Here is an 11,216-nt window from a genome sequence, read left to right on the forward strand (position 1 = left end):
AAAAATACCCACTATATTGGTGGGATTTTTATTTTTGAGATTTACTTTTTATGAGATTTTCAAACTCTACTATTGTTCTACTTATTTCATTATCATTCATCATTACATTACCTTTAATAAAAAAGTTTCCGTCAATATTTCCCTTGGTATTGAAAATTATTTGCGCATCGACAGTATCTCCATCATTGTAATCAAATAATACAACGTCTATGAGAACGTCTTCAACCTCTTCATTCTCAAAATTTTTATAAACAATGTCTTCAAGTGTCTCTTTAGAGATTGTATGGTCATGAATTTTGTCAGTTTTATTTATGTGATCTTTTTCATAAATATAACTGGAAGGCTCTACGTAAAATTTGGTAATTTGAGTATTTTTATATTTTAATTCTATAAGTCCAAATTCAACTGGAATCATTTCATTATCAAACGAATGATAGACACTGCCTTTTTCTAACTTTAGGCTTACCCCTTCCGGTCTGGTAATAGTATTCCAGTCTAACTTATCAAAAATATGGTCTTTTACAATATCGGCTGTTCCAATAATATTTATTCCATCATAAGAAAAAGTACGTCTCACAAATGTGCATTCTTGGCCTGCTTTGTGAGCAACGTTTAATGCTATATTACAGACTAAATCGAATGCATGAACAGTTCTTTTTACTGGTATTCTTAATAATGTTTCCCATTTTTTATTTAAAGCTGAATGTATTGTTAGACATTCTATATTATGAAATTCAGCTTTAGTAAGAGCAGCCTTAGTAAATCCCTTAGAACATATTAAAATACCTTTATTAGCTTTAGTATCATTTATTACTGTGTTAAACTGATCTACTACCAAAACATCAGCTTTATGCTTATAATCTTTAGCCTGAACTATAATGAGGATGTCAACCCCGGCTATTTTATATTTAATTGAAACGTCAATTTGCCTCTTGGCGTTTGCTGTCTTGTCCAAAATATAATCATCATGCGTCACTTCAGCATTTGGTTCTAGACTGCGATACATATTTGCTATTAAAAGCTCGTATTCTTTTCCTGCTTTCATCGGGGTATAATATGGTTACTATTTTTACTAGATCCTCAAATGACAACTCAGTTCCATATATTCGACGTCCATCAACAATTAATTGTAGAGAGTCTTCTAAAACATCAACACTGATAGTTTGTAGATAAAAACTAGTGAAAGAAAAACTTTTTTTCCCCCTAGATTTAAAACCGAAAGATCGTAAAGTGTTAATTTGGTCTTGTGATAATGTCATAATGTAAATATAATAAATTAGTTATAACCCCCTATATAATCTTCTTTAGTTAGTTTTCAAAGTATAAATCAGCTTCCGCTTTTCGTCTTCTAATAAGTCCTTTTAGTTTCACTCCTCCTGCAGTAATGTATTTAGTCAAAAACCAATTCTTAATTTTTGCTGGATCAGCTCTTCTATTGATTAGGTTCCATAAAGTATCAGATCCTCCGGTATTATATGTGTATGATACGAGCGCGTCAAATTGATTTTGAGTAAGTGGAATCTTAACTTTCTGGGCTACGATTTTCTCATAAACTTCTAAGTCCTGACGTAGCGCGTTCTCAGCATCTTTTTCCGTGTAAACAGAAGCTCTTTTAATTGCCAATCCTTTGTTTGCAGCACCTCTTATAAAGTTACCTTTATCATCTCGCATTGCCCTCCCGTATCCCTCAGTCCAAATACCAATTGGGTCCATCTTTGGCTGGAGACCTGCTTGTTTTAAATCTCCATCATGAAGACTTTCGAATTCTTTTATTAGGTTAATCCCTCTTTGTGAAGTTTTCATTTTTTGTAATTTCTTTAATTAATAATACAGTTAATAGAATAATCGCGGCACACATTCCCGTCCAGGTAAAATATAATGCCGTTGTGATCATTTGAAAAAGTTTTTAAATGATTTTGGAACATATCTTTTAAGTAATGACCATACTAAAACTCCTCCTATTCCAGATGCGATTACGATCCAAATTAAAGCGCCGAAAGAAACTCCCTCTCGTTCAACTTTTGCGGCTTTAACATTACTTAAGGTCTTGTATGTAGTTTTGGTTTGGTAATTTGTCCGTGTGACATAAGTAGTTTTAGTAACATTGAAATAATGATAATGTGTTTCTTCTTTTTTTTTCGTTTAACTCCAAACTTGCAGATCCTGAAAATATGAGGCTGCCGTATGTAAGTTGATACGGATTACCATCAGATATAATCTTCAAGCCTTTATCTTGTAGAAGTGTTGAAAGGTTCGTTTTAACTTCGTTGGAACTATTGTGTTCAGTGTTTGTATTCAAAATCCCGGAACTTGATAAGGCAGTTTCAGTATTCTCTTTGTAAACCTGTTTTTTCCGCGAACCACATCCAACGAAAATAAATAGAACGCTAATCCAAATAAACTTTTTCATTATTCTCAATTTTATAGCGTTTTATATAAAAATCATTCCTATGGAAAAGCCGGTAAAGCCATCCGCCCCGGATCGTGTCAGACCCGTCGTAAACTTCAATTTCATTTACTGGCTCAGTCCTGTTTTCTTCTTTGATGGCCTTATCTTTATCTACACCTGTATTTTTATAATCCTCTGACCCAAAGTATGTTTTATAAAATTTTATCAATAAGGCTTGAAGTTTAGAAAGTCGAGATTCAAGTTTTTTGCTTTCATCTTTTACCTGATCTAATTTTTTTGTCAAGAACATCACTTTTTGCTTTCTCTGCTTCTACGCTTACAATTGCCGCCTTAAGTTCAGGTGCAATAATCGAAGTGTCTGGCTTTGGCGGATCCTGCGCGAAAGCAAGACAACTAAATAATATTAGAATTAATTGTTTCATTGCTTTTTATTTTTAGGTATTAAACTTTCTAAGTTTGATATTTCGGTTTTCATTGACCTATTCTTATTAGAAAATTCTTTTATTTTCTCTGACTTTGACTGGTTTTCCTTACCAACCATACGCTTTACACTTTCAATGTACGCGACAGCCTTTCGTGTTTCTTCGGCACAGTCCATGGAATCTGATTTTTGTTTATAGTAATCTCGATCACGTTCTAAACTCTTTATTGTCTTTTCCTGATACGTCACATTTATACTATCAGATGACTTCTGATTTTTAATACCTGCCTGATACCCGTTATCGTATTTTTGATCAGATATATACCAGCATACCACTACCGCAACAATAACGATCATAAAGGCCGCAAAAGGCTTAAGCAAGAACGCGTAAACCTCTTGTATGGCCTTCCAAATCCACGCCCATGTTTCTTTCATATTCAGTGGGTTTTGCATTATTAAGTATTATTAAACTGGTTGAATATCTCCCGTTGTTCCATTGTCTAATTCCCCTTTTCTGACGTAAGCAGTTGCGCCTGTTTCGGCAGTTACCGACTTTGTCCCTGGAAGATCAGAAAACCCAATACAATCAAGTAGCCAAATCTTTGATCCTGTCCCGTTGATTCGATATGATGTATCATTATCCAATATCGTATCATATGCTTCAACACCAAGATTCAAGGACATTGCGCCGTTATTGACATCAGCGATAACACTGCCTCTACAAGTACTGAAATAACCGTTGATCCTAATTATTGTAATACCTTCATGCGTTGTAGATCCATTAGAAGAAACTTCCGTACTACCTACTCCGGTATTATATCCGCTTCCGTTGATTTCTAAAACCTTCATAGGAATAAAACCACTGGCTAATGCAGATGTATGATAGTTTAGAGCATCACGAAGCACATTACCGCCTCCACAGCCTTCAAGAATCGCTTCTTTAATATTATCTACAGCAACACCGTTTCCACGGGTATTTCCATAAGCAAATACATTCTTTAAGTATACTTTTGTATTGTACTGTGTAGTAGCATTGTTTTTGAAAAACATACTGCTTCCGGTATTGTCTATGTAGCTTATTATATTCTCAAAATATACATAAGGCACATTTTGACCTGCTGTATAAGTATTTTGAGTGTCGAAATTTAATGCAATGTTTGCATCAGGAATTCTACTATTAAATGTATGTATATACAGTGTTACATTGTCTGTGTACCAACTATTAGCAGTACTTTGACATAGTGCAATTGATGTTACTTTCGTAAGGTTTTTATAAGCACCTCTTTCATCTTTATTTGTTAAATCTAGTACACTAACAACATTCGACCGTGTAGCCTGATAACATGTACCATTAGCTGTCCATGTATATTGCGTTCCTTTATGTGCATTAATAAATGTAGCGAATCCTGTTCTACATGTTACTAATAATGGAGATGTTGTTGTATTATTATCAGTGAATGTTTTGAAATGTTCATCAAACCAATAAATCCCAGCTGCTAAAATGATGTTTCTCGCTCCTAATGTATCACGGGCATAAGCAATTGTTTTTACCGCTGTGGATGGTGTAAGACCATTATTTGTGTTTAGTCCGTTAACATTATCTACGTAGTACTTCGTAATAGTATTGAAATCCGCTTTTACTTTTTCTTCAAAGAGACCCTTCCAATCCGGATAATATCTTCCGTCTGCCTGGCGAATTATATTCACTGGTTGATAAGTAAATGCAGAAGGATAAGCGAACTTTTTAATTCCATATTGAGGACTTAAAACCCAACTGCCATTTTGCTTAATATAAAGCATCTTGGCCTGTTTATCAAAGTATTTATCCGTATTACCTCCAAGCGAATTATCCGGGAAGCCTAAGCCATCGAAATATTTATTTCCAGTATTGTTTTCAAGGGCTGTAACTTTTGTTTCTAAAGTCGTAATCTGCGTCGTCTCAATCCGATCACTGGTTTTTGCAGCAGCTAGATTTAAAAACGTGATGTCTCCTCCGGCAATTATTTTAAATATTTTAAAACTTGAATTATAAGGAGAGTTTGGAATATCTGCTCCCACACCTGTTCCACCATCGATATTAATCCATATCATCACAGTTAAGGCAGGAACAGTAAATGTTTGCTGCGTTGTGCTACTATGATTAATTACCGAAATTAGGTTTGCGGCTGTCGCCGTAGTAGATTTGTAAAATAAAATTCTTGGAATGGTCCCATTTACAATAGATGTATTGTTTCCAAATCCTGTTATATTTAATACATCCCCAACTGCAAAATCTGTTATTTTAGCATTGATCCAGTTAGTAGATGTGTTAGAGGCCCCATCTGTTGTGGCCTGCCCCGCTGCTAAAACAAAGTTTTTATACTCAGGATGATCACCCGATTCAGTCTTACTTATTTCGAATATTTTTTTATCCCCAATGTAATCCCATTTTGTAGAACCTAATGCGGGAACATCCGAAGAAGTTGCTGTTTGACCCTCCTTAACTCTGTAAATAGCATTTAACCTTGTTCTAGTCTCAGGAAAGGTTAAAGAAGTATCTACCAACGGATCCCACTCTTTAAGTTTTGCGGGGTTTTCAGGTAAATCAACAGGCTCTAATTTAGAAACTCCATTTGTAACCCATATTTGAACAAACTTGCCGTCCAAATCGTCAGCCGTTACGACAATAGGATTATTACTTGCATCTTTAAAGTTAGTGTATGTTCCTGCTGTTTTTACTTCCCACTTCTCAAATAGTCCGTCCGGATAAGTGACCGGATCGTAGGGAGTTGGTGAGCTTGTTGGAGTTGCTTCTCCTTTACTACCTGAAATCATCTGAGTTTTCAATGTGTTGTAGCTGGTCTTAACCAGTTGATTATTGCCCCCCTCTAATAATTCAGCACTTAATATAAACTCTGGCTCATTATTAACCCCCAGCTCTTCGATAGGTTCTGCTTTAAAAAATTGCGAGCTTACTGTTTTTCCTGCCATTATCTTGTTGGTATTATGTTATTAGTATCGTATGTGTATATTGTAGACTTTGTATTATCAGACAATACGTGAATCCAAGAATCATCAAGTATTTCATTCTCGTCAATTAAGACATTCAGTCCGTTTTCATCCTTTACATTGACAAATTTTAATTTACCTACTGCAGCAAATTCATCTACGTCTGGTTTATCTTTCATGACTCTCTTTGTGCCATCGATAAAAAAGCTTTGATTTCCTACATGAGCGTTAATAAATGACAAGATATTCGCGTCCCCTCTTGCTAAAAACTGGTAGCTAATTACCTCGTCTATGTATGAATCTGTTGATTTTAAAGTATTTTGCTTGCCGGTTCTCTGTACAGCATATTCAGAATCTATATCGAACTGACCTAAACAGTATGCAGGTAAATTTGTCAATACCCAATCATATTGACTATTCGCAAAAGCAAATAGATTTCGATTATAATAGTGCTTTGTTGCAACACGGATATATTTTCTACCATCATCATCGGTACTATCCATGAATCTGACACAATTACTGTAATATAATATCTCACCAGCTCCGGTGCGAATCTGAAAGGAGCCTTCAATTTCTTCGTCACATATAAACGTAACTCTAAATAATTTCCCGTTTGCAATCCCAAATTGGCAAGCAATTAAAGTTTCTTCATCGCCTACAAGCCACAATTCAAGCTCCTCTGCGGATACTTCGTTTTGATAGTTTGGTATTAAAAATCGATGCATTACCGACAATTCCAAAGGGTATGAGCCTTTATATCCGAAAAATTGCGTGTTTTGGGGATTTGTCATGTCAGACAATTCCTCCTCAGTTTTATAGAAACGAACCGGGGAATGATACCAAAACTTCTGCATAAGTAATTAATTAGTACAAAATTACCTATGCAAATGTTTGGACTTGTTGTGCGTAATTTTATTTACTCAACCGGGCCTATTGGATCGGTCGGCCTATTAAAATATTTCTTGGTAGTTTCTGCTGTTAAAAACTTTGTTGTTACATTAGAAGTGCTTAAGTCTTTCATTTTGGCTTCAATAGAGGCATAAACCAACGCAAAGGCATTTCCTCCGCTGCAGTTCAATACTTTAAGATCCTCTGTTTTGTTGGAATTGTTTATTTGAAATAGTAATTGTTTCGTTTCGTTTACCAATGATATGTTAGTAGTTTTGGTTTCGAAGTAATCTAACCCATAAGGTGCCGCAAACTCAACATGAGTTTCATTATTATTCGTTACATCATACACAAACGATGTCCCACCACCCGGATTGCTTATGAAGTTCCACTCAATTTCAAGGTTAACCGTACCTGTTATTTCTATAGTCAAATAACTGTAACCACAATTTATGTTTTCCGTCCTGCTAATTTCCTTTACAATCCAGTCATTAAATTGCCATGTTACATTTAATGTATTTGATGACTTGTTCGAATAATCAGCGGTAGATACTAATACTTTAAAATAAACCACAGTGCCGGTGATAATATCATCAAAATAATCAGACGAAAAAGTCGAAGTTTTTACGTTATTAACTGTATTAACCGTCGTCCAGTTTACACCGTCCAGGGATGCTTGTACTTTTATAACCGGATTGAGATAATCTACGTTATAATCCCAACTTACTGTAACTGTGTTTTTATCAACCTGGATTACGGACAACAAAGTAGGATTATCGACAGATTTACCTTTAACCTTGCCTTTAATAGTAAGGTTGTTATTAATCTTGTTGTGAGAAAACGCACCGCTGCCAAAAGGGTAAACGTCATAAATACCTAATGGAGTATTACAAGTAATATATCCACGGCTTTTCATTCTGTCGTTTCCTTCTCCAAACTTCCAGTAGCTGTAAATAAGCATGAACTCATGATAACTAATATCAGCGTAAGTAATTTCAATAGTCTCACCATTAAAAAAGGTCTGTTTATGATCCCTCATTCTGCCTAATTCCTCATTCGCTCCTACCACTACAGGACCCTGTAATTCATTTGGCATTTCCGGAGGGACGATAGTCATTTTCGCAGCTGAGTTATTTTTATAGTTAGTTACTTTTAACAATTCATTATTCAACTTTTTTCTTAATCCGCTGCCAAAGAAAGGGAACCACCTCGCCATTTGATATTTAGGATTATGACGAATGTTAGTTGTAGATTGTGGGTTTCTAATGGTTTCATCATAGCCCGTAAACCCCTCGGCAGATCTATTTTTAATTAAATTATCGATTTTATACTTAATAGTTGTATCAGTTATACCTATCTCTATTCCGGATGTCTTGTTAAGAGTGATGGCGGAACCATCAATTGATAATATTAACCATGTGCCTACATTTTTACCTTCTGTTATCTCCATAATATAATTGGGCTGCATTAATGTGGTGTCGAATGGAGTAACGGGACATCTGATGACAAGTTTACCGTTTTCTTCTGAGTGACTACAATTTTCAAATATACCAGTGTCCCAAACGTCATTCTGTTCAACCAGGTCAATTAAAACCAAATCATCATCATTATCATTTGTTGCCGGGCTATTATCCTCAATAATTTCCTGTATTTTGTAAGGGTCAATGATCAAATTTGTTTGCTTATCAAATTTGTTTTTATTGCTTTTGATTGGGGTGCTTATTTCTACTGTAGTGTTGAAATTTGTAATATCAAAGTTGACTTTTGTAGAATACTTGGTGGAGCCAAAAGCGAGGCTATTATAAGTTATATCTTTATCATTCTCAAACTTTAGTCCCTCAGTTAAGTAAATTTTATCGGAAAGATCATAGATTGATATATCCTTGAAAAAATAATCTAAATCCTCAACTATGAGCTTATTGTTTAAAATGTCATATCCTAGAGCCATCAATTTACACCCTCCATCATACAACAAAGATTTCATGGAAGTTTTTATTTTTTGTAATAGATATTTCTCAGGAAGCCCACGCAGATACATACCTGTTGAAACAGAAGTATTATAATAGTTTCCATCAGTCCCAAGAGCTAAACTTTCGGCCGTAATTTGACTAGAAGTATAATTTTTAGCAATCTGATTTATAGCATCAAGCAGTCTTATGTTCTTAGTCTTCACTAAAGGCGATTCGAAATCAGCAGTTATATTAATGGTTGTTGAATCTAAAACATTAAATAGCCTAAACTCTGCGCCATCTAAATTTTCTACCGTTAGAAATATATTCTGTCCCGGCTGCAAACCATCCTCAAGCTCATAAATTTCATTATCGATTTTTATTTCCGCTTCTCCGGGAAATGCTGTCGGTGACGACCTTTTTAACTCTTGCTTATTGGTTACTGTACCTCCGTTTCTAACTAACACAACCAATCTCACGCTTGGCAGTACACCGTCGGGTCTTTGTGCTGAAACATGAAAATTAGTTATCTCAATTTTTACTTTTTTAAGAGTAATATTTGTTGAAACAAATGGACCATACTCGCTTCTTAGATTCTGATTGTTTTTATATCCGCAAAACTCATTTGTATTATCTCCAAATTCATAATCAGAAGATCTTATATATGCAAAAAACTGATCATATCTCTGATAATACAAGTTTCCTGCATAAGCTCCCTGACTAATATCGTACGTATAGAAATTAGACAATGTTTTATCCCCTTTTTTAAATCCAATGTCAAATGTAGGAATCGGAGTAAGATCCTTTTCGTCAAGATCTTTTGTATCCAACAAATTAACAGTCGTGTCTTCCCTAGCAAAAAATTTATTCTCAGCTTCGCTCTTTATTAGTTCCACATCAATTGCCATCATGGATTTTTCGAACCCCGTAGAGTATTTATTTAGATTAAGTTCAAACCCATCGGCTAAAATATCATATTCTACACCGTTGATTTTAGCGATGTATTTAAAGATGATTCTGCCATCGCCCCCGGACTCTTTATAAACATTGTTAATAACAGTATATGCCTCCGGATCATTAAATTCTGTGAAGCGTAGCTTTGTACTCTCACCCAAAATGTAATTGGTTACAAAGAAAAGATCTTCATCAATATCTATAACGGAATCATTTTCGTTCCATTCTCTCGGCTTTTCTATTTCATAGGTTCCCGCGTAGGCTCCGGAAGGAACAACTAAACGGAATATTTCAGATACTCCGTTTTCGTTAATAATATTTTCAATAGGTATATTCATTATTCTTCTGTGTAATAGGTTTCTGCAAGTGTTTTCAAATCATATGTTCCGAGGATAACAGGATTCTTTGCTCCGTTATACTCTATGATCAGCCCTTTTTTCTTCACTATGTATGGGTTACTATGAAGTTTAAATGCTTTCATTGTTGCCGCCTCAACTTGTTTTGCGACTTCTGTTTCAATGGCTTTTGAATTGTCATTTCTGCTTTGATTATGGACAACTACAGGGGCAATCATTGTTTTCATTGCTGCATTTTTATAGATATTCTCCCCTACTTTCGGCATTCTTCCGAGGCTTTTTATTAACGCCTTTGTTTTAGATGCTGTAATTACCTTATCTCCTTTTTCTAACCAGGTCATTTTTCCACCTGTATCAGATCCAAGACTCTTAATCGTTCCTTGTTCATTGGCAATTAATTCACGGCCGTGTCTATCCTGAGTTACCGCCCATTCGGCAGGTCCGTTTTCCCTACCTTTGAAATATTTCGGAACCGGGTCTTTTGACATGATAGCAACTGATTGAGCAATACCAAATCCAAGGGCAAGCCCTGCCGGAATTATCCCGATAGGGAAGCCCAATTGCGCCAATGTTGTTGTAGCCGCTAACGCTCCATTAATTAAGGCTTTATTTGCATCCGCTCTTTGTTCCGCTTTAGCCTTTTGAGTTGCGATTAATTTTTCACGCTGCAACTGCTGCTCTTTCATTCCTCGGGCTTCTTGCTCAAGCTTATCGCGTTCGGCTTGCTGTTCCTTGGTCATTTCGTCCAAGTTATTAAGCCAGGTAAGACGATTGTTAATAAAGCCTAATTCTTGCTCATTGGTTGCCTGTGAAGCTTTTAATTCTTCATCTAATGCAGCAATACGCTTTTCCTTTTGGGTATCTGTAACCTTTGACAAACTCTCCAAAACTGCTGTAGCTGCTAGAACGGCGTAGTCTTGCCATTCTAGCGTTTTGTCTTTGAGACGGTCAATCATACGAGTGTAGTTGTCCGCCAAAGTTTCAAACCCTAAATTTTTCAAGCCAGTTGTAAACGCTTCCCTTATTGCTAGGGTTTGTTCGGATATGCTATTTTTTATGTCGTCGTTAAGCACAACATTTTCATTTTCAAGTCCTTTTTTCTGACTTGTAACGCCTGCTAATTGTTGTACATATTCCGGATTTACAACGCCTGTTATGGTAGCAATTGAAATTCTTGTGTTTAACTCCTTCTCTAAAGCTTCTAGTTCTTTTATTTTGTTCTTGTTAAGCTCAATTTGATGGGCTTTTTC

8 protein-coding genes are annotated in these 11,216 nt (G+C 35.5%); all 8 read right to left on the reverse strand.

Annotation, left to right across the window (positions count from 1 at the left end):
- Positions 1-28: 28 nt before the first annotated feature.
- The 8 genes from ACJ5H0_RS09695 to ACJ5H0_RS09730 all read right to left on the reverse strand — a co-directional run bounded on the left by ACJ5H0_RS09695 (position 29) and on the right by ACJ5H0_RS09730 (position 11,039).
- Positions 29-1,045, reverse strand: coding sequence for a restriction endonuclease (locus ACJ5H0_RS09695; RefSeq protein ID WP_411249160.1), 1,017 nt, complete (start codon positions 1,043-1,045; stop codon positions 29-31).
- Positions 1,046-1,308: 263 nt separating this feature from the next.
- Complete coding sequence (locus ACJ5H0_RS09700) at positions 1,309-1,803, reverse strand: lysozyme (RefSeq protein ID WP_411249162.1); 495 nt, start codon at positions 1,801-1,803, stop codon at positions 1,309-1,311.
- Positions 1,804-2,387: 584 nt separating this feature from the next.
- The gene (locus ACJ5H0_RS09705) at positions 2,388-2,693 is read right to left on the reverse strand and encodes a hypothetical protein (RefSeq protein WP_411249164.1); all 306 of its coding nucleotides are present in this window, start codon (positions 2,691-2,693) and stop codon (positions 2,388-2,390) included.
- Between the two features lie 135 nt (positions 2,694-2,828).
- Positions 2,829-3,266 carry a hypothetical protein gene (locus ACJ5H0_RS09710; protein WP_411249166.1) on the reverse strand — a complete coding sequence of 146 codons (438 nt, stop codon included), beginning with the start codon at positions 3,264-3,266 and terminating at the stop codon, positions 2,829-2,831.
- 30 nt (positions 3,267-3,296) lie between these two features.
- Positions 3,297-5,801 carry a hypothetical protein gene (locus ACJ5H0_RS09715; RefSeq protein ID WP_411249169.1) on the reverse strand — a complete coding sequence of 835 codons (2,505 nt, stop codon included), beginning with the start codon at positions 5,799-5,801 and terminating at the stop codon, positions 3,297-3,299.
- Positions 5,801-6,673, reverse strand: a complete 873-nt coding sequence (locus ACJ5H0_RS09720) for a hypothetical protein (protein WP_411249172.1) — start codon at positions 6,671-6,673, stop codon at positions 5,801-5,803. The genes ACJ5H0_RS09715 and ACJ5H0_RS09720 overlap by 1 nt, the downstream gene beginning before the upstream one ends.
- A 62-nt stretch (positions 6,674-6,735) precedes the next feature.
- Positions 6,736-9,948: a hypothetical protein gene (locus ACJ5H0_RS09725; protein WP_411249174.1), complete on the reverse strand. Its 3,213-nt coding sequence runs from the start codon at positions 9,946-9,948 to the stop codon at positions 6,736-6,738.
- Entirely contained in the window at positions 9,948-11,039 is a 1,092-nt protein-coding gene (locus ACJ5H0_RS09730) for a hypothetical protein (protein ID WP_411249176.1), read from the reverse strand. The genes ACJ5H0_RS09725 and ACJ5H0_RS09730 overlap by 1 nt, the downstream gene beginning before the upstream one ends.
- Between the last annotated feature and the right edge of the window lie 177 nt (positions 11,040-11,216).

It is taken from the genome of Chryseobacterium proteolyticum (assembly GCF_046591535.1).
Lineage (GTDB): Bacteria > Bacteroidota > Bacteroidia > Flavobacteriales > Weeksellaceae > Chryseobacterium > Chryseobacterium proteolyticum.

Coding starts and splice junctions, on each gene's coding strand:
- ACJ5H0_RS09700 (WP_411249162.1), bottom strand. CDS start 1,803: ATGAAAACTTCACAAAGAGGGATTAACCTAATAAAAGAATTCGAAAGT.
- ACJ5H0_RS09710 (WP_411249166.1), bottom strand. CDS start 3,266: ATGAAAGAAACATGGGCGTGGATTTGGAAGGCCATACAAGAGGTTTAC.
- ACJ5H0_RS09715 (WP_411249169.1), bottom strand. CDS start 5,801: ATGGCAGGAAAAACAGTAAGCTCGCAATTTTTTAAAGCAGAACCTATC.
- ACJ5H0_RS09695 (WP_411249160.1), bottom strand. CDS start 1,045: ATGAAAGCAGGAAAAGAATACGAGCTTTTAATAGCAAATATGTATCGC.
- ACJ5H0_RS09720 (WP_411249172.1), bottom strand. CDS start 6,673: ATGCAGAAGTTTTGGTATCATTCCCCGGTTCGTTTCTATAAAACTGAG.
- ACJ5H0_RS09725 (WP_411249174.1), bottom strand. CDS start 9,948: ATGAATATACCTATTGAAAATATTATTAACGAAAACGGAGTATCTGAA.